Origin of the sequence: Variovorax sp. Varisp85 (assembly GCF_047304045.1) — a bacterium.
Classification (GTDB): Bacteria; Pseudomonadota; Gammaproteobacteria; order Burkholderiales; family Burkholderiaceae_C; genus Variovorax.
Map to the genome: position 1 here is coordinate 33574 of NZ_JBGLYN010000029.1, position 19613 is coordinate 53186.

Annotated in this window: 14 protein-coding genes and 4 tRNA genes; 6 read left to right on the forward strand and 12 right to left on the reverse strand. The window is 65.8% G+C overall.

Annotation, left to right across the window (positions count from 1 at the left end):
- The first annotated feature begins 4 nt into the window (after positions 1–4).
- From proW to ACCC97_RS13755, 5 genes are read left to right on the forward strand one after another with little or no spacing between them, the layout of a single operon-like run.
- A complete protein-coding gene (gene proW, locus ACCC97_RS13735) occupies positions 5–1165 on the forward strand; it encodes a glycine betaine/L-proline ABC transporter permease ProW (RefSeq protein ID WP_413333335.1) in 1161 nt (386 codons plus the stop codon).
- 23 nt (positions 1166–1188) lie between these two features.
- Positions 1189–2193, forward strand: a complete 1005-nt coding sequence (gene proX, locus ACCC97_RS13740) for a glycine betaine/L-proline ABC transporter substrate-binding protein ProX (protein WP_413313860.1) — start codon at positions 1189–1191, stop codon at positions 2191–2193.
- Between the two features lie 57 nt (positions 2194–2250).
- A complete protein-coding gene (locus ACCC97_RS13745) occupies positions 2251–3804 on the forward strand; it encodes a fumarate hydratase (protein WP_007829775.1) in 1554 nt (517 codons plus the stop codon).
- Positions 3805–3862: 58 nt separating this feature from the next.
- Entirely contained in the window at positions 3863–4651 is a 789-nt protein-coding gene (gene murI / locus ACCC97_RS13750) for a glutamate racemase (RefSeq protein ID WP_413333337.1), read from the forward strand.
- A 5-nt stretch (positions 4652–4656) separates the two neighbouring features.
- Positions 4657–5436 carry a hypothetical protein gene (locus ACCC97_RS13755; protein ID WP_007829777.1) on the forward strand — a complete coding sequence of 260 codons (780 nt, stop codon included), beginning with the start codon at positions 4657–4659 and terminating at the stop codon, positions 5434–5436.
- A 6-nt stretch (positions 5437–5442) separates the two neighbouring features.
- Here the strand turns inward: ACCC97_RS13755 and ACCC97_RS13760 are convergent, their stop codons facing one another.
- From ACCC97_RS13760 to tig, 9 genes are all read right to left on the reverse strand, one after another.
- On the reverse strand, positions 5443–6747 hold the full coding sequence (locus ACCC97_RS13760) for an MFS transporter (RefSeq protein ID WP_413333339.1): 1305 nt from the start codon (positions 6745–6747) through the stop codon (positions 5443–5445).
- Between the two features lie 24 nt (positions 6748–6771).
- Entirely contained in the window at positions 6772–7404 is a 633-nt protein-coding gene (locus ACCC97_RS13765; RefSeq protein ID WP_007829779.1) for a DUF6806 family protein, read from the reverse strand.
- A 20-nt stretch (positions 7405–7424) separates the two neighbouring features.
- Positions 7425–7516, reverse strand: a tRNA-Leu gene (locus ACCC97_RS13770).
- Between the two features lie 99 nt (positions 7517–7615).
- A tRNA-Cys gene (locus tag ACCC97_RS13775) sits at positions 7616–7689 on the reverse strand.
- A gap of 63 nt (positions 7690–7752) precedes the next feature.
- Positions 7753–7828: transfer RNA gene (locus ACCC97_RS13780), tRNA-Gly, on the reverse strand.
- Between the two features lie 61 nt (positions 7829–7889).
- Complete coding sequence (gene lon / locus ACCC97_RS13785) at positions 7890–10331, reverse strand: endopeptidase La (RefSeq protein ID WP_413313857.1); 2442 nt, start codon at positions 10329–10331, stop codon at positions 7890–7892.
- 23 nt (positions 10332–10354) lie between these two features.
- Positions 10355–11620 carry an ATP-dependent Clp protease ATP-binding subunit ClpX gene (clpX, locus tag ACCC97_RS13790; protein WP_007829783.1) on the reverse strand — a complete coding sequence of 422 codons (1266 nt, stop codon included), beginning with the start codon at positions 11618–11620 and terminating at the stop codon, positions 10355–10357.
- Between the two features lie 110 nt (positions 11621–11730).
- Complete coding sequence (clpP, locus tag ACCC97_RS13795) at positions 11731–12339, reverse strand: ATP-dependent Clp endopeptidase proteolytic subunit ClpP (protein ID WP_007829785.1); 609 nt, start codon at positions 12337–12339, stop codon at positions 11731–11733.
- A 112-nt stretch (positions 12340–12451) separates the two neighbouring features.
- Positions 12452–13768 (reverse strand): trigger factor, encoded by a 1317-nt coding sequence (gene tig, locus ACCC97_RS13800; RefSeq protein ID WP_007829791.1) that lies wholly within the window; start codon positions 13766–13768, stop codon positions 12452–12454.
- Between the two features lie 267 nt (positions 13769–14035).
- Here tig and ACCC97_RS13805 point away from each other — a divergent pair, with 267 nt between their 5' ends.
- Positions 14036–14956 carry a hypothetical protein gene (locus ACCC97_RS13805; RefSeq protein ID WP_413333340.1) on the forward strand — a complete coding sequence of 307 codons (921 nt, stop codon included), beginning with the start codon at positions 14036–14038 and terminating at the stop codon, positions 14954–14956.
- Between the two features lie 84 nt (positions 14957–15040).
- Here the strand turns inward: ACCC97_RS13805 and ACCC97_RS13810 are convergent.
- From ACCC97_RS13810 to ACCC97_RS13820, 3 genes are all read right to left on the reverse strand, one after another.
- A tRNA-Leu gene (locus tag ACCC97_RS13810) sits at positions 15041–15127 on the reverse strand.
- 101 nt (positions 15128–15228) lie between these two features.
- Positions 15229–18390 carry an efflux RND transporter permease subunit gene (locus ACCC97_RS13815; RefSeq protein WP_413333342.1) on the reverse strand — a complete coding sequence of 1054 codons (3162 nt, stop codon included), beginning with the start codon at positions 18388–18390 and terminating at the stop codon, positions 15229–15231.
- Positions 18387–19586 (reverse strand): efflux RND transporter periplasmic adaptor subunit, encoded by a 1200-nt coding sequence (locus tag ACCC97_RS13820; protein WP_007829802.1) that lies wholly within the window; start codon positions 19584–19586, stop codon positions 18387–18389. Before ACCC97_RS13820 ends, ACCC97_RS13815 begins: the two co-directional genes overlap by 4 nt.
- Positions 19587–19613 lie beyond the last annotated feature (27 nt).

The window sequence follows — 19613 nt, forward strand, 5'->3', positions numbered from 1 at the left end:
AACGATGAACGACAACACACTTCCTTCCGACCTGGGCACGCCGGTGCTGGACACGCCTGCAGCCCCCACCTTCGTCGATCCGTGGGAAGCACTCTCAGCCGCGCCCGACACCTCTGCCACCAGCGCCTGGCTCGATGCCCCTGTCGACACGGCCCACCAGCTGGCCGGATCGGCCAATGCCGCGACTGACGGCTTCCAGCTGCACCGCCTCTGGGACGGTTCCTTGCCCGTCGAATCCTGGATCAACCAGGGCCTCGGCTGGGTGGTGGAACATTTCCGGCCCTTCTTCCAGACCGTGCGCCTGCCCATCGACAGCACGCTGAACTGGGTCCAGGGCCTGCTCACCGGCTTGCCCACGCTGGCGATGATCGCGTTGATCGGCCTCTTCGCCTGGCAGTTCGCCGGCCGCGCGCTGGCCGTCGGCACCACGGTCGCGCTGCTGCTCGTGGCGATGCTGGGCATCTGGCCCGAAGCCATGGTGACGCTGTCGCTGGTGCTGACCTCGCTCGTGTTCTGCATGTTCATCGGCCTGCCGCTGGGCGTGCTGCTGGCCAGCAGCGACCGGGCCCAGCGCCTCATGCGCCCGCTGCTCGACGCCATGCAGACCACGCCAGCATTCGTGTACCTCGTGCCGGTGGTGATGCTGTTCGGCATCGGCAACGTGCCGGGCGTGATCGTGACGATCATCTTCGCGCTGGCGCCGCTGGTGCGCCTGACCAGCCTGGGCCTGCGCCAGGTGCGGCCCGACCTCATCGAGGCCGCGCGCGCCTACGGCGCTTCGCCATGGCAGATGCTGGTGAAGGTGCAACTGCCGTTGGCCATGCCGTCGATCATGGCGGGCATCAACCAGGCGCTGATGCTGTCGCTGTCGATGGTGGTGATCGCCTCGATGATCGCCGTGGGCGGCCTGGGCCAGATGGTGCTGCGCGGCATCGGCCGGCTCGACATGGGCCTGGCGACGGTCGGCGGCCTGGGCATCGTGCTGCTGGCGATTTCGCTCGACCGGCTGACGCAGGCGATGGGCAAGTCGCGCCGCAGCGCGGGTCGCCGCTGGTGGCACACCGGGCCGGCCGGCTTCTCGCTGCGCGTGCTGCAGCGCTTGCTGGGCACGCCGTCGCGCGGTGCGAACGCGCCTGCTCCCGCCTTGTCCACGCAAGCGCAATGACCCGCCACGGAGGAATTCAACGCATGAAGAAAACCACTTTCATCGCACGCAGCTTTCTGGCCCTCGGCTTCGTCGCCTTCGGCATGGCCGCGCAAGCCGCCAACGACCTCCCCGGCAAGGGCGTGACCGTGCAGCCGCTCAAGAGCTCGCTCGCCGAGGAGGCGTTCCAGACGCTGCTGGTGATGCGCGCGCTCGAAAAGCTCGGCTACACGGTCGAGCCCATGAAAGACCTGGAGCCCGCCACCGAACACCTCGCCATCGCCAACGGCGACGCCACCTTCATGGCCAACCACTGGAGCCTGCTGCACGCCGACTTCTACAAGAACAGCGGCGGCGACGCCAAGCTGTGGCGCAGGGGCGTGTACTCCGACGGCGCGGTGCAGGGCTACCTGATCGACCGCAAGACAGCCGAGCAATACAACATCACCAACATCGCGCAGCTCAAGGACCCGGCCATTGCGAAGCTGTTCGACACAGACGGCGACGGCCGTGCCGACCTGACAGGCTGCAATCCCGGCTGGGGCTGCGAACTCGCGATCGAAAAACACCTGACGGCCTATCAGCTGCGCGACACCGTCACGCACAAGCAGGGCAGCTATGCCGCGCTGATGGCCGACACCATCGCCCGCTTCAGGCAGGACAAGCCGGTGCTGTACTACACCTGGACGCCCTACTGGGTGAGCGCCGTGCTGCGTCCGGGCGCGGACGTGGTGTGGCTGCAGGTGCCGTCCTCTTCGTCGCAGGGCGACGGCGCCGACACGCGGTTGCCCAACGGCAAGAACTACGGCTTCCAGGCCAACCAGGAGCAGATCGTCGCCAACCGGGCTTTCGTCGAGAAGAACCCCGCGGCCGGCAGGCTGTTCGAGGTGATGAAGCTGCCGATCGGCGACATCAATGCCCAGAACCTGCGCATGAGCCAGGGCGCCAATACCCAGCAAGACCTGGAGCGGCACACCGATGGTTGGATCAAGGCGCATCGGCCGCTGTTCGACGGCTGGATCGAGGAAGCCCGGGCGGCGGCGAGGTAGGCGCGCCGGCTGAGATAATCGGGGGGCGTTCCACACTCCAAAAAACACCCCCCCACCATGACGACCACGATCCAGCAGGCCGACCTGATCGAATCGATCAGCGCCGCGCTGCAGTACATCAGCTACTACCACCCCGCCGACTACATCGCCCATTTGGCCCGCGCCTACGAGCGCGAGCAGAGCCCCGCGGCCAAGGACGCCATCGCGCAGATCCTGACCAACAGCAAGATGAGCGCCACGGGCCACCGCCCGATCTGCCAGGACACCGGCATCGTCAACGTGTTCCTCAAGGTGGGCATGGACGTGCGCTGGGGCGGCTTCACCGGCAGCCTGGACGACGCCATCAACGAAGGCGTGCGCCGCGGCTACAACCACCCCGACAACACGCTGCGCGCCTCGGTCGTGGCCGATCCGCAGTTCGACCGCAAGAACACCAAGGACAACACGCCCGCGGTGATCTTCACCGAGATCGTTCCCGGCAACACCGTCGAAGTGACGGTCGCGGCCAAGGGCGGCGGCAGCGAGAACAAGAGCAAGCTGGTCATGCTGAACCCCGGCGACAGCGTGGTCGACTGGGTGCTCAAGACCGTGCCGACCATGGGCGCCGGCTGGTGCCCGCCGGGCATGCTGGGCATCGGCATCGGCGGCACGGCCGAGAAGGCCGCGCTGATGGCCAAGGAAAGCCTGATGGACGACCTCGACATGCACGAGCTGCAGGCCAAGAAGAAGTCGGGCGCCGAACTCAGCAAGGTCGAGGCGCTGCGCATCGAGCTGTACGAGAAGGTCAACGCGCTGGGCATCGGTGCGCAGGGCCTGGGCGGCCTGGCCACCGTGCTCGACGTCAAGATCCAGATGTACCCGACGCACGCGGCCAGCAAGCCAGTGGCGATGATCCCCAACTGCGCGGCCACCCGCCATGCACACTTCGTGATGGACGGCAGCGGCCCGGTGTACCTCGATCCGCCGTCGCTCGACCTGTGGCCCAACGTCAACTGGGCACCCGACGAAAAGAAGAGCAAGCGCGTCGACCTCGACAAGCTCACGCCCGCCGAAGTGGCGAGCTGGAAGCCCGGCGACACCCTGCTGCTCAACGGCAAGATGCTCACCGGCCGCGATGCCGCGCACAAGCGCATCCAGGACATGCTGGCCAAGGGCGAGAAGCTGCCGGTGGACTTCACCAACCGCGTCATCTACTACGTCGGCCCGGTCGATCCGGTCGGCGATGAAGCCGTGGGCCCCGCCGGCCCCACCACCGCCACGCGCATGGACGGCTTCACCGAGATGATGCTGGCCCAGACCGGCCTGATCGCGATGATCGGCAAGGCCGAGCGCGGCCCCGTCGCCATCGAGGCGATCAAGAAGCACAAGAGCGCCTACCTCATGGCTGTGGGCGGCGCCGCCTACCTCGTGAGCAAGGCCATCAAGACCGCCAAGGTGGTGGGCTTCGCCGATCTGGGCATGGAAGCGATCTATGAATTCGACGTGGTCGACATGCCCGTGACGGTGGCGGTCGATGCCGGCGGCACCAGCGCGCACATCACCGGCCCTGCCGAGTGGCAGAAGCGCATCGCCAGCGGCGAGTTCAAGACCATCATGATGGAAGAAGCTTGAGCGCCGCTCGGCCGCCCGCAGGCGCTCGCACCGCAGTGCGCAGCACGGAGGTTTCCGAGTGACCGCTGTAGGCGTCTTCGACAGCGGGGTCGGCGGCCTCAGCGTGCTGGCCGCGCTGAGGGCCGAGCTGCCGCAGGAGAACTTCATCTACTTTGCCGATACGGCCTATGCGCCGTACGGCGAGCGCGGGGACGCCTACGTGATCGAGCGCTCGCGCTCGGTGGTCGAGCATCTGCGGCGCGAGCATGCAGTCAAGGCGCTCGTGGTGGCTTGCAACACAGCCACCACGGCCGCCATCCACTTGCTTCGGGCCGAGCATCCCGACCTGCCCATCGTGGGGCTGGAGCCCGGCCTCAAGCCCGCGGTGTCGGCCAGCCGCACCGGACGCGTGTCAGTGATGGCCACGCGAGGCACCCTGGCCAGTGCCAAGTACGCGGCCCTGCGCGCTTCGTTCGCCGGATCGGCAGACGTACGCTCCGTGCCGTGCGACGGGCTCGTGAAGGCCATCGAAGGCTTCGACGCTGCGGGTATCGCGGCGCTGTGCGAGCGCTACATGAAAGAGGCCGGGCCTTTCGGCGACGGCCCCGATGGTGTCGACACCGTGGTGCTGGGCTGCACCCACTACCCGCTCGTGAAAGACGAATTGAGCCGGCATGCACCGGCGACGCTGCGCTTCATCGACACCGGCGTGCCGGTCGCGCAGCAGGCGCGGCGCCTGCTCGCGTCGGCAGGTCGACTCGCGGATGGCGGCGTCGGCAGCCTGCTGCTGCAAAGCAGCGGCAACGTCGCCGTGCTCGAAGCGGCGGCCGCCCGCTGGCTCGGGCTTCCCACGGCCACCGAAGCCTGACCTCGATGCGCCTGCTGCGCCACGCCGCTCTTCTCTTCTGCCTCTCGGCCGCCGGGCTGAGCCACGCGGCCTGCGAAAGCGGACTGGCCGAGCGCATGCACGCCAAGCTGCATCCCCACCGGCCGCTCGACGAGCGGCTCGCGGCCTGCAAGGTCTGGCCGGCTTTTCCGGGGCGCAGCATCGTCGTGCTGCCCATGCCGCGCGAAACGACCGACCACGGCGCCAAGGTCTTCGATCTCGAGATCCTGCTGATCCAGCGCCCCGACAACGGCAACACCGAACGCGACACCGTCATCGCCCGGCTCCTCCAGCCCGAGGCGCTCGACGAGGACGCCACCACCTCGATCCAGGACATCCGCATCGACACCTCGCGCTACGTGCTGTCGCCCGAGGCCCGCGCTTTCGGCCTGCGCGTGCGCTACCGCGGCAGCAACGCGCCCGGCAGCCCGCTGGCCAGCGAAACCGTGCGGCTCTACGTGCACCATGGCAAGCAGTTGCGCGAGGTTCTGCAGGAGATTGAGCTGGACCACGACCATGGTGGATGGGACGCCACCTGCACCGGCCACTTCGACAAGCTGCGCACCATGTTGTCCGTCGGCAAGGGCAGCAGCAACGGCCTTGCCGACCTGCAGCTGTCGCGTACGCTGCTGCAAAGCCGCGCGCAGGAGCAGGAAGACCAGGGCTGCGTGGAAAAGGCATTGCCCCCGAAATTCAACACCGTCACGCTGCGCTACGACGGCGAACGTTTCAAGGTGCCGAAGTCGCTTCGCCAGCAGGTGCCCTGAGCGCCTTCAGGCCGGGCTGCGAAGAGCGGCGGCGCGGCCCCGCTCCATGCGGATTGGCAACAGGAGCAGCAACCCCGCCACGAACAGCACCGCCGTCGAGAGAATCGCGATGCGCTGGTTGCCGCCCGTCATCCAGGTGATCGCGCCGAAGCTCAGCGGACCGATGATGCTGGCGAGCCGGGTCGCGAAGGTCCAGAGCCCGAAGAACTCCGCGAGCTGCTTCGGCGGCGCCAGATAGCCCGTCATGGCACGGCCGGCCGACTGGCTCGATCCCATGGCCAGCCCCGCAATGGCGGCCGCCCACCAGAAGCCGCCCTTGGTCGTCACCAAGGCGGCGATCACGCAGACCGCGATCCAGGCGACCAGCGTGGCGGCCAGCGAAATCTTGTGGCCGATGCGGTCCTGGATGTAGCCGAAGCCGAAGGCGCCCAGCGCCGCCGCGATGTTGAGCACGAAGATCAGCACCATGGTCTCGCTCGCGACGAAGCCGATCACCTGCTCCGCGTAGATCGCAGCAAGCGTGATGGCGACCGCCACGCCGCCCTGGTAGCAGACCGTGCAGGCCAGCAGCCACATGAAGTCGCGATAGGCCCTGGCCTGGCGGTATGTGGCGCGCAGTTGCTGCCATGCACCGAGTTCGGCATCCGCCGTTCGAGGCTGCGCACGCTCGGGCAACAGCACGAAGGTGGCGCAGGCGGCCGCACCGTAGATGGCTGCCGTGATGAGCATCGTGACCGGGACGAAGTGCGCCGCCGGCAAGCCCTTCGATTGCGACCACAGCACATAGGCCAGGCAGATGCCCAGGGCCAGCATGCCGCCGACATAGCCGAAGGCCCAGCCCCACCCGCTCACCTTGCCCATGCCCTCGGCCGTGGCGAGTTCGGGCAGGAAGGCACCCGTGAGGGACTCGCCATAGGAATAGAAGGCGTTGGAAACGATCACCAGCCCCATCGCCAGCGCAACGCCGAAAGCACCCGAGAAGCCGGGCGTGATTGCAAGCGCTGCCGTTGCGAGGACGCAGCCGACGGTCGCGAAGACGAGCACCCGCTTCTTGGCCGCGCGCAAGTCGGCCCAGGCGCCGATGGCCGGCATCGTGAGCATCACGATGGCATAGGAGAGGCTGAGCGCGGCCGTCCATGCGAAGGCGGCCCAGGGCGCGCCCCTGGCGATGCCGCCCACGAAGTAGGCCGCAAACACTGCCGTGATGACGACCGTGGTGTAGCCCGAATTGGCGAAGTCGTACATCGCCCAGCCGAACACCTCGCGCTTGCGTACCCCGGGGCGCAGCGCGGAGGCGGGAAACAGGGCCATGAGGCCTTGTCTATGAAGGGCGGATCAATGCAGGTGGCGCGGACGGCGGCCGCCGCCGTGGCCACCGCCGCTGCCGGGACCGCCCGTGCCGCGCGGACGCTTGCCGATCTCGAGCGAGTTCACGAGCGCGTCGAAACGGTCGCTGAAGAGGCGGTCGATCTCGGAGACCACGCCACCCAGTTCAGCGCCGTCGAAGTGGCGCTCCATGAGATTGACGACGTCTTCCACCAGCAGATCGCGCTGCACCTGCATGATTGCGGCCGGGTTCGGGCCGACGAACAGCATCAGGAAGTCGTCACGCGATTCTTCCTCGGGGTCGCCCTCTTCCTCGTCGAAGTCGGTGTCGTAGAAGGTGACCTCGATGGCCGCACCGCGCTCGGAGAGCTCGTTCAGGGCCATGCACATCTCGTCGAGGGCCTGGCGGAAGTCTTCATCGCCGGGCACGGTCCAGCACATCTGCAGCGTGTGGTCCTTCTGCTCGAAGCGGATGCCGGGCTCTTCTTCGTAGGTGCTGGTGGCACCGTCGGCCAGCGATTTGGCGCCGGCGTACTTCCAGAGGGGCTTGAGCGCCTCCTGGATCTGGTCGAAGGTCACGTCCGAACGCAGCGGCACGTCGCCGTGCACATGGATCTCAAATGGAGCGTTGTAGCGAGGCATCGAATGCTCCCTTGTAAGTGTGGTACCCGGAACGGGGGTCGAACCCGTATGCCCCGATTAAGGAAGCGGCGGATTTTAAGTCCGATGTGTCTACCAATTTCACCATCCGGGCGTCAGGTTGAACATCGACGATAACCCAAACAAAACAAGCCCCGGCAACATGGGTTGGCGGGGCTTGGTCGTCGGGGTCGAATCGAATTGAACGAGAAGGTGGAGGCGCGACCCGGAGTCGAACCGGGCTAGACGGATTTGCAATCCGTTGCATAACCGCTTTGCTATCGCGCCACGCAGAAATACGAAATCGACCTAGCGAAAAAAAGGGAAGCTGCTGCTTCCCTTTTTCAAAACTGGAGCGGGAAAAGAGTCTCGAACTCTCGACCTCAACCTTGGCAAGGTTGCGCTCTACCAACTGAGCTATTCCCGCGTTTCGAGCCTCGAATTATATATCAGTTTTTCGAGGCTCCACAAGTTTTGCGATCAACCAGTCAGTGCTTGACCGAACCTTCCGCGGCGGGTGCCGCCGCGCGCTGCTTGGCCAGTTCGGCCACGGCAGCAGCAGATGCAGCCACCTCTTCGTCGGACAGCGGCTCGGGCATCTTCTCGAGCGCGATCTCGAGGACCTTGTCGATCCACTTCACGGGCACGATCTCGAGGCCGTTCTTCACGTTCTCTGGGATGTCCTGCAGGTCCTTGGCGTTTTCCTCCGGGATCAGCACGGTCTTGATGCCACCGCGCAGTGCCGCCAGCAGCTTTTCCTTCAGGCCGCCGATGGCGGTGACCTCGCCGCGCAGCGTGATCTCGCCGGTCATCGCGACGTCGCCGCGCACGGGGATGCCCGTGAGCGCCGACACGAAGGCCGTCGTCATCGCCGCGCCCGCGCTCGGGCCGTCCTTCGGCGTCGCGCCATCTGGCACGTGGATATGGATGTCGCGCTTTTCGAACACCTCGTCCTTGATGCCCAGGCGGCGCGAGCGGCTGCGCACCACGGTGCGTGCAGCCTCGACCGATTCCTTCATCACGTCGCCCAGCGAACCGGTACGGCTGATCACACCCTTGCCGGGCATGGTCACGGCTTCGATCGTCAGCAGGTCGCCGCCGACTTCGGTCCACGCAAGGCCGACCACCTGGCCGACCTGGTTCTGCTTCTCCGCGAGGCCGAAGCTGTACTTGCGCACGCCGAGAAACTCGTTGAGGTTCTTGCCGTCGACCGTGACCTTGGGCGTGAGTTGCTTGAGCAGCAGGCCCTTCACCACCTTGCGGCAGATCTTGGACAGTTCGCGCTCGAGCGAACGCACGCCCGCTTCACGCGTGTAGTAGCGCACGATGTCGCGCACGGCCTCTTCGGTGACGAAGAGCTCGTCGTCCTTCACGCCGTTGTTCTTCATCTGCTTGGGCAGCAGGTACTTGATCGCGATGTTGGTCTTCTCGTCCTCGGTATAGCCCGAGAGGCGGATGACCTCCATGCGGTCGAGCAGCGCCGGCGGGATGTTCATCGAGTTCGAGGTGGCGACGAACATCACGTCGCTCAGGTCGAAGTCGACTTCCACATAGTGGTCGCCGAAGGTGTGGTTCTGCTCGGGGTCGAGCACCTCGAGCAACGCGCTCGACGGGTCGCCGCGGAAGTCGGTGCCCAGCTTGTCGATTTCGTCGAGCAGGAACAGCGGATTGCGCGTGCCGATCTTGCTCAGGCCCTGCAGCACCTTGCCCGGCAGCGCGCCGATGTAGGTGCGGCGATGGCCGCGGATCTCGGCTTCGTCGCGCATGCCGCCCAGCGCCATGCGGGTGTACTTGCGGCCGGTCGCTTTCGCGATCGACTGCCCCAGCGAGGTCTTCCCGACACCCGGTGGGCCCACGAGGCACAGGATGGGTGCCTTCACCTTGTCTACGCGCTGCTGCACCGCGAGATATTCAAGGATGCGATCCTTGACCTTCTCGAGGCCATAGTGGTCGGCATTGAGCACCGCCTCGGCATTGGCGAGGTCGTGCTTGATCTTGGTCTTCTTGCTCCAGGGCAGGCCGATCAGCACGTCGATGTAGTTGCGCACCACGGTGGCTTCGGCCGACATGGGCGACATGAGCTTGAGCTTCTTGAGTTCGCCTTCGGCCTTCTTCAGGCCTTCCTTGGACATCTTGGCGAGCTTGATCTTCTTCTCGATCTCCTCGATGTCCGCGCCCTCTTCGCCTTCGCCGAGCTCCTTCTGGATGGCCTTGACCTGCTCGTTGAGGTAGAAGTCGCGCTGGTTCTTCTCCATCTGGCGCTTCACGCGGCCACGGATCTTCTTGTCGACGTTGAGGATGTCGACCTCGCGCTCGAGCTGCCCGAACAGATTCTCCAGGCGTGCCTTGACGTCGTCGAGGTCAAGCACGGCCTGCTTGTTGTCGAGCTTGAGCGGCAGATGGGCGGCGATGGTGTCCGCGAGGCGGCCCGGATCGTCGATGCTCGAAATCGAAGTGAGGATCTCGGGCGGGATCTTCTTGTTCAGCTTGACGTACTGGTCGAACTGCTGCATCACCGCGCGGCGCAGCGCCTCGACCTCGGTGCCCTTCTCGCCGCCTTCGGGCGCCACGACGGGCGTCACGTTGGCCGAGAAGTGCGTCTCGCCGTCATCGATGCGGTTCACGCGTGCGCGCTGCTGGCCTTCGACCAGCACCTTCACGGTGCCGTCGGGCAGCTTGAGCATCTGCAGGATGGTCGAGACGCAGCCGACTTCGAACATGTCCTCGACCGAGGGCTCGTCCTTGGCGGCGGCCTTCTGCGCCACCAGCATGATGCGGCGCTCCGCCTCCATGGCCAGTTCGAGCGCCTTGATGCTCTTGGGGCGTCCCACGAAGAGCGGGATCACCATGTGGGGAAACACCACGACGTCGCGCAGCGGCAGCAGCGGCAGGTCGAGGGCTTCGGAAGGCAGAGGGGTGTGGCCAGACATGCAGATCCTTCGGGTCTTTGGCTTTAGGCCTTTTTCGCCGCTTCGCGGTACACGAGCAGCGGGGGCTTGTTTTCGTCGATGGTCGATTCCTCGACCACCACCTTGTCGACATTGGTCGCGTTCGGCAATTCGAACATGGTGTCGATCAGCGACTGTTCAAGGATCGAGCGCAGGCCGCGTGCGCCGGTCTTGCGGGCCAGCGCCTTGCGTGCGATCGCCTTGAGCGCCGCCGGACGGATCTCCAGATCCACGCCTTCCATCTGCAGCAGCTTGGTGAACTGCTTCACCACCGCGTTCTTCGGCTCGGTCAGGATCTGGACCAGCGCATCCTCGCTGAGTTCCGCGAGCGATGCGACCACGGGCATGCGGCCCACCAGTTCGGGAATCAGGCCGAACTTGATCAGGTCTTCAGGCTCGACTTCGCGGAACACCTCGGTGATGCTGCGCTGGGCCTTGCTCTTGACCGCGGCGCCGAAGCCGATACCCGAGGCCTCGGTGCGGTTTTCGATGACCTTCTCCAGGCCCGCGAACGCACCGCCGCAGATGAACAGGATGTTGGTCGTGTCGATCTGCAGGAAGTCCTGGTTCGGGTGCTTGCGCCCGCCTTGCGGCGGCACGCTGGCCATCGTGCCTTCGATGAGCTTGAGCAGCGCCTGCTGCACGCCCTCGCCCGACACGTCGCGCGTGATCGAGGGGTTGTCGGACTTGCGCGAGATCTTGTCGATCTCGTCGATGTAGACGATGCCGCGCTGGGCGCGCTCGACCTCGTAGTTGCAGCTCTGCAGCAGCTTCTGGATGATGTTCTCGACGTCCTCGCCCACGTAGCCGGCTTCGGTCAGCGTGGTGGCGTCGGCCATCACGAAAGGCACGTCGAGCATGCGCGCGAGCGTCTGCGCCAGCAGCGTCTTGCCCGAGCCCGTAGGGCCGATCAGCAGGATGTTGCTCTTGCTGAGCTCCACGTCGTCGCCCTTGGCCTTTTCCTTGTGGCGCAAGCGCTTGTAGTGGTTGTAGACGGCCACCGACAGCATGCGCTTGGCCGGCTCCTGGCCGATCACGTAGTTGTCGAGGTTGGTCTTGATCTCGAGCGGCGTCGGCAGGTCGCTGCGTGCTTCACGCGCTTCTTCGCCCGCTGGGAGCTCGTCGCGGATGATCTCGTTGCAAAGGTCGATGCACTCGTCGCAGATGAAGACCGAAGGGCCCGCGATCAGCTTTTTGACCTCGTGCTGGCTCTTGCCGCAGAACGAGCAATAAAGCGTTTTTTCGCTGGAGGAGCCTTTTTTATCGGCCATGGACTTTTGCCTCGTTACAGGGTAGGGACAATGATAACTAAACAAAAACGGCGTTTCCCGTGTGGAAAACGCCGTTTTTTGCCTTTTGCGCCACAGGGCGCCGGACAGTTTTAACCGCGCTTGGCGACGACCTGGTCGACCAGACCGTATTCCTTGGCCTCGTCGGCCGTCAGGAAATAGTCGCGTTCGGTGTCGGTCTTGACTTTTTCCAGCGGCTGGCCGGTACGTTCGGCCAGGATGCGGTTCATCTGGTCCTTGGTGCGCAGGATGTCGCGCGCATGGATCTCGATGTCGGTGGCCTGGCCGCGTGCGCCGCCAAGCACCTGGTGGATCATGATCTTCGAGTTGGGCAGCGAGAAGCGCTTGCCCTTCTCGCCGGCCGCCAGCAGGAAGGCGCCCATGCTGGCCGCGAAGCCGAGGCACATGGTCGACACGTCGGGCTTGATGAACTGCATGGTGTCGTAGATCGCCATGCCGGCGCTCACGCTGCCGCCCGGGGAGTTGATGTAGAACGAGATGTCCTTGTCCGGGTTCTCGCTCTCGAGGAACAGCAGCTGCGCCACGACGAGGTTGGCCGTCTGGTCGTTGACCTCGCCCACCAGGAAAATGATGCGCTCCTTGAGGAGGCGCGAATAGATGTCATAGGACCGCTCGCCGCGGCCCGATTGCTCGATGACCATCGGGACCATGCCGAGGCCTTGGATTTCCTGTGCGCTCATGAATTTGCTCTCCGAGAAATGGAATCGTTCGCTGTTTCTGAACTGTACGCCTGAGTGAAATGGGGCTCGTGCCGCAAAGCACAAGCCCCATTGGCGTTACCGGAGCGGCGGATCAACCCTGCTGCTGCGCCATCAGCTCGTCGAACGACACCGACTTTTCGTTGACCTTGGCCTTGCCCAGGACGAAATCGGTCACGTTGTTCTCGATGACCACGGCTTCGACTTCGGCCAGGCGGTTGTTGTCGCTGAAGTACCAGCGCACCACGTCGGCCGGCTTTTCGTAGCTGGCGGCCAGCTCGTCGATGTGGGCCTTGATCTGCTCGGGCTTGGCCTGCAGGTTGTTGGCGCGCACCAGTTCGGCGACCACCAGGCCCAGGCGCACGCGGCGCTCGGCTTGCGGGCGGAACACTTCGTCGGGGATCGGAGCCTTGTCGGCGTCCTTGATGCCGCGCTGCTTCAGTTCGGCGCGGGCGCCTTCGACCATGCGGTTGACTTCCGACTGCACGCTGGCGTTCGGCAGGTCGAGCTCGGCGTTGGCCACCAGGGCGTCCATCACGGCGTTCTTGTTGCGCGCCAGCAGGCGGAACTTCACTTCGCGCTCGAGGTTGCGCTTGATGTCGGCGCGCAGGCCTTCGACGGTGGCTTCGGCAATGCCGAGCGACTTGGCCAGTTGTTCGTTGACTTCGGGCAAGTGCGAGGCTTCGATCTTCTTCAGGGTGACCATGAAGTCGGCCTGCTTGCCGGCCACATCCTTGCCGTGGTAATCGGCCGGGAACGACAGCGGGAAGGTGCGGCTGTCGCCGGCCTTCATGCCGCGCACGGCGTCTTCGAATTCCTTCAGCATCTGGCCTTCGCCGACCACGAATTGGAAGTCTTCGGCCTTGCCGCCCTGGAAGGGCTCGCCGTCGATCTTGCCTTCGAAGTCGACGGTCACGCGGTCGTCGTCCTGCGCAACGGCGTCTTGCGCGCGCTGGGCGAAGGTGCGGCGCTGCTTGCGCAGGATGTCGAGCGTCTTGTCGATGGCTTCGTCGCCCACTTCGGCCGAGAGCTTCTCGACTTCGGCGCCGGTCAGGTCGTTGATCTTGACTTCGGGGAACACCTCGAACACCGCATCGAAGGCCAGCTCGCCTTCGGGCGACTCTTCCTTCTCGGTGATGCGGGGCTGGCCGGCCACGCGCAGCTTGGCTTCGTTGGCGGCCTGCGAGAAGGCCTCGCCGACCTTGTCGTTCATGACTTCGTAGTGCACCGAATAGCCATAGCGCTGGGCCACCACGTTCATCGGCACCTTGCCGGGACGGAAGCCGTCCATCTTGACGGTGCGCGCGAGCTTCTTGAGGCGCGAATCGACTTCGTTCTGGATGGTGCCGACCGGCAGGGTCAGCGTGATCTTGCGTTCGAGCTTCTCGAGAGTTTCAACGGTCACGGTCATGATGTCTTCCTGGTAAGGGGGCCGGTGCGCGGGGCCTGCATCTTTTTTATCAATACAGATCAAGGACTTACACGCGCTGGCGGGATTTATGCGGAGGCACGCACGTGCCGCCTGCAAAACTGGGCAACCCAGGATTCTAATCCGCCGGGAAAGCGGGTTTTCACGGGGGCCTGGCGCGGCGCGAACGATGGTCAGGCTTGACCAATATTCCAGCCGTAAAGTCAGTTCCGATTCCTCCCCTCTCCATAGGAACGCACAGGAAAAATCATGCTTCAGCGACTGTTCGCCGCCCTCGCCTTCACCCTTGTCGTGGCATTCGGCATGCCCTCGTTGGCACAGGCGAAGGCCGATTCGCCCACTCCGGCCGAGCCCACCATCCAGCAGATCTACGAGGCCGCGAACGGCGGCAGGATGGCCGAGGCCGACACCATGATCGCAAAGGTACTGAAGGACCACCCCAAAAGCGCCAAGGCCCATTTCGTCCAGGCCGAACTGCTCGCGGCGCAAGGCAAGTTCGACGGCGCGCGAAGCGCGCTGGCCCAGGCGAAGGCGCTCGCGCCCGACCTGTCTTTCGCCAAGCCCGAGGCCGTCGAGCGGCTCACGAGCAAGCTCGACAAGCCCGCCGCCACGCCGACCCGGACCGAACCCGCGCGCATGAGCACACCAGCCCCGGCCCCGCCGCAGACCGAAGCCAAGAGCGGCTCGACGCCATGGCTGCCGATTGCGCTCGTGGGCTTGCTGGTCGTGGGTTACCTCGCCTTCCGTCGCCGGGTGGCGCCGCCTGTGGCCCAAGCCCCGTCGTACGGCCCTGCAGCGGGCGCACCAGGCGCTGGATACGGAAGCTACGCGCCGGGCGGCAACTGGACGCCCGCGGCCCCACCCGCAGCCGCTCCCGGCATGGGCCTGGGCTCGGCGCTGGCCACCGGTGCGGCGGTGGGCGTAGGCGCGGTGGTGGCCCAGGAGGCCGTGCGCCACTGGATGAACAACCGGTCGGACAACACCGACCGGAACGACACTTCTCACATCGCAGACAGCGGCAACGCAGAGATGGGCCGCAGCCTCTGGCCCTCTTCCTCGCCCTCCGCCGACCAGGCGCCCGAACGCATCGTCGACAACGACTTCGGCATCACCGATACCGGTTCGTGGGACGACGGGGGCAGCAGCGGCGGCGACAACAGCGACTGGTGAAGGCGCGCAAAAAAAGAAAAAGCCCCCGTCTCTCTCGAAACGGGGGCTTCGTCAATGCCCGATGGAACGGGCTACTCGGCAGGCTGGTGCGCGGGGCCGGACTCGAACCGGCACGTTCTTGCGAACGTCAGGACCTAAACCTGGTGCGTCTACCAATTTCGCCACCCGCGCAATGCCAATCTTTCAGGTGAATGCAAAAGCGGACGGCCTCTTCGCGCCGTGGAACCTCACGGGCCAAAGACCATCCGCTTGAAATCGGTCAGCTTTCGATTTTAGACGCTAATCGGCGCCTCTTTCGGCTCCCGCTTCACACGAAATGCCGCGGCATACATTGCGGGCAAGGCCAGCAGCGTCAGCACCGTCGCGACGATCAGGCCGCCCATGATGGCCACGGCCATCGGCCCCCAGAACACGCTGCGCGACAGCGGAATCATGGCCAGCACCGCCGCCGCGGCCGTCAGCACGATCGGCCGCAGCCGCCGCACCGCCGACTCCACGATCGCGTCCCACGCCGGCACGCCCGCCGCGCGGTCAAGCTCGATCTGGTCGATCAGGATCACCGCGTTGCGCTGGATCATGCCCATCAGCGCGATCACGCCCAGCAGCGCCACGAAGCCGAAGGGCCGGTTCAGTACCAGCAGCGCGCCGGCCACGCCGGCGATGCCCATCGGGCCGGTGACGAACACCAGCAGCGAGCGGCTGAAGCTGTGCAGCTGCAGCATCAGCAGCGTGAACACCAGGAACAGCATGATCGGCACGCCCGCCACGATCGAGGCCGAGCCCTTGCTGCTTTCTTCCACCGCGCCCGCCACCTCGATGCGGTAGCCGCCCTGCCCGGCCTCTACCCAGCCGGCCTCGAGTTGGCGCAGTTTCGGCAACAGTTGCGCCGTCACGGTCGCGCCCTGCAGCCCCTCGATCACGTCGCCCTGCACGGTGATGGCGTAGTCGCGGTTCTCGCGCCACATCACGCCCGGCTCCCAGGTGAACACCGGCTTGGCGATCTGCGTGAGCGGGATCGAGCGGCCCGAGGTGGTCGGGATGTAGGCGTTGCCGATATCCGAGATGGCCTGGCGCTCGTCGGGCGCCTGGCGCAGCACGATGTCGATCAGCAGGTCGTTCTCGCGGTACTGGCCCACTGTCGTGCCGCTGAACATGGTCTTCGAGGCCTGCGCAATGGCCTGGCTCGTCACGCCGAGCGCGCGCGCCTTGGCCTGGTCGACTTCGAGGCGGATCACCTTGACCGATTCGTTCCAGTTGTCGTTCACGCCGCGCATGTTGGCGTTCTCGCGCAACACGGCCTTCACCTCGTCGGCGTGGCCGCGCAGCTGCACCGGGTCGGTGCCGATCACGCGGAACTGCACCGGGTACGGCACCGGAGGCCCGTTGGGCAGCAGCTTGACGCGCCCGCGCACCTCCGGAAATTCCTGCGCCAGCACCTGCGGCAACTTCAGGCGCAGCGTCTCGCGCACCTTCAGGTCCTTGGCGAGCACGATCAGCTGCGACACGTTGGTCTGCGGAAACACCTGGTCCAACGGCAGATAGAAACGCGGCACGCCCGAGCCGATCCAGGTGCTGACCGTCTTCACGCCAGCTTCCTGCATGAAACGCTTCTCGACGCGCTTGGCCACCTCTTCGTTGGCCGCGAACGAGGTGCCCTCGGGGAACCAGATGTCGACCAGGATCTCGGGCCGGCTCGAATCCGGAAAGAACTGCTGCTGCACCTTGCCCATGCCGAAGATGCCGAGCGCGAAGATCAACACCGTGGCGCCGATGGTCATCCAGCGGTGCTGCACACACCAGTTCACCGCGCGGCGAAAGGCGTTGTAGAAGGCCGTGTCGAACAGCTCGTGCGGCGGCGCCTCGGGGTCGTGCGGTTTCACCTTCAGCAAGAGCGTGCCGAGGTAGGGCACGAAGTACACAGAGACGATCCACGACAGCACCAGCGCGATCACCGTCACTGCGAAGATCGCGAAGGTGTACTCGCCCGTCACCGACTTGGCGATGCCGATAGGAAGGAAGCCCGCGGCCGTGATGAGCGTGCCCGTGAGCATCGGCTTGGCCGTCACGTCGTAGGCGAAGGTGGCGGCGCGGACCTTGTCGTAGCCCTCTTCCATCTTGCGCACCATCATCTCGACCGCAATGATCGCGTCGTCCACCAGCAGGCCGAGCGCGATGATCAGCGAGCCCAGCGATATCTTGTGCAGCCCGATGCCGAAGTAGTTCATCGCCAGGAAGGTCACGGCCAGCACCAGCGGAATGGTGATCGCCACCACCAGCCCGGGTCGCATGTCGATGTACCAGCCAAAGCGCCCGCCCTTGTGCAGGCCGAGCGAAATGATGCTCACGGCCAGCACGATGGCCACGGCCTCGATCAGCACGCCGACGAACTCGTTGACCGAGCTGGCCACCGACACCGGCTGGTCCTGCACCTGCGCCAGCTTCACGCCGGCCGGCAGGCGCTGGTCGATGGTGGCGGTGGTGGCCTTGAGCGCCTTGCCCAGTGCGATGATGTCGCCGCCCTTGGCCATCGACACGCCAAGTGCGATCACTTCCTTGCCCTGGTGGTGCACCTTGACCGCCGGCGGATCGATGTAGCCGCGATGGATGTCGGCGATGTCGCCGAGCTTGATCTGGCTGCCCGAGCTGCCGCGGATGGGCATCTCGCGCAGCTGGTCGACGCTGGTGAACTGACCGGCCACGCGCACCTGCACCACGTCGAGCGGCGACTGGATCGAGCCCGCGCTCTCGATCGCGTTCTGCGAGCCGAGCTGCGCCAGCACTGCGTTGAAATCGAGCCCCAGCTGCGCCAGGCGCTTCTGCGAGATCTCGATGTAGACCTTCTCGTCCTGCACGCCGAACTGGTCGACCTTGGCCACGTCCTTCACGCGCAGAAGCTGCTGGCGCACGTCATCGGCCAACGTCTTGAGCTCGGCGTAGCTGAAGCCTTCGCTCTCCAGCGCGTAGATCACGCCATAGACATCGCCGAAGTCGTCATTGAAGAACGGCCCCTGCACGCCGGCGGGCAAGGTGGCGTGCATGTCGCCGATCTTCTTGCGCACCGTGTACCAGACGTTGGCCACTTCGGTGGACTTCGACGAGTCCTTGATGTTGAAGATGATCTGCGACTCGCCGGGCTTCGAGTAGCTGCGGATCTTGTCGGCGTACGGCGCTTCCTGCAGCGTGCGTTCGAGCTTGTCGGTGACCTGCTCGGCCACCTGCTGCGCGGTGGCGCCGGGCCAGTAGGTGCGCACCACCATCGCACGGAAGGTGAACGGCGGGTCCTCGTCCTGGCCGAGCTGGAAGTACGCGAAGGCACCCAGCACCATCAGCACCACCATCAGGTAGCGCGTGAGGGGCGCGTGGTCCAGCGCCCACTTGGAGAGATTGAAGCCGGCGGGCTTCTCAGCGGGGGGAGTTGCTGCGCCGCCGCTCATTTGGCGGCACCCGCTGCGATCTCCTTGTTCGTCGCAGCGACAGCCGCCACGGGCTGTGCCGAGTCCTTCGCACCGGCATTTGCGGCGGCCGCGGCCGCCTCCTTGGACTGGTAGATGGTGACCTTCTGCCCCGGCGACAGCACGTGCACGCCCGCAGCCACGACCATCATGCCGGGGGCGATGCCGCTGGCGATCACCGCCTCGTTGCCGTCAGCCGTGGCGACCTGCACAGTCTGCGAACGCACCGTCATGGTCGGCTTGTCGAGCACCCACACGGCAGAGCCCTTGCCCTCCTGGCGCAGTGCGCTGGTCGGCAGCTTCATCACCGCGGTGGTGCCATGCGCGAGCGCCTGCGGACGCGCATAGACCGTGGCGCCGAGCGGCGGCGAGGCGGCCGCATCGATGGCGACCTTGACCGAGTAGGTGCGCGTGACCGCGTCGGCGCTGGCCGCTACTTCGCGCACCTCGCCCTGCAGCTCGCTGCCGCCGGACCAGCCGCGCACCGTGACGGGCGACCCCGCCTTGATGAGCGTGGCGCGGTCTTCGGGCACCGCGAACACCACGTCGCGCGCGCCGTCCTGTGCGATGCGCACGACCGGTGTGCCGGCCTGCACCACCTGTCCCGGCTCGGCCTCGATGGCCGTGATGATGCCGGCCACGTCCGCCACCAGCGTCGTGTAGTTGGCCTGGTTGCCCTGCGAGGCGAGCTGCGCCTGAGCCTGTTCGAGCTGGGCCTGCGCGGCCTTCCAGGTGGTTTCGCGGCGCTCGAGCTCGGCGCCGCTGATGAAGTTCTGCTGGCGCAATTCGGTGTAGCGCTTCAGGTCGGCGGCAGCCAGGTCGCGGTTGGTCAGCGCGGCGGCCTGCTGGGCTCGAGCGGCCTCAGCGGCGAGCTTGTAGTCCTGCGGGTCGAGCTGGGCCAGCACCTGGCCGGCCTGCACATGCTGGCCGAGTTCAGCCTGGCGCCTGGTGATCTTGCCCGCCACGCGGAAGCCCAGGCGCGATTCGACGCGCGCCCGAACCTCGGCCGAGAACTCGGGCTGGGCATCGAATTCGCTCGTGCCCACGGTCACGAACTTGACCGCGCGCACGGGATCCTCGGCGGCGGGTTTCGGCGAGCAGCCGGCCAGAAAAATGGCGGGAAGCAGCAGCCATGCGGCACTGCGGACACGGGACGAGAGGACGGCGGAGGCGGTCATGAGACACCCTGGAAAGGACGAACCGGA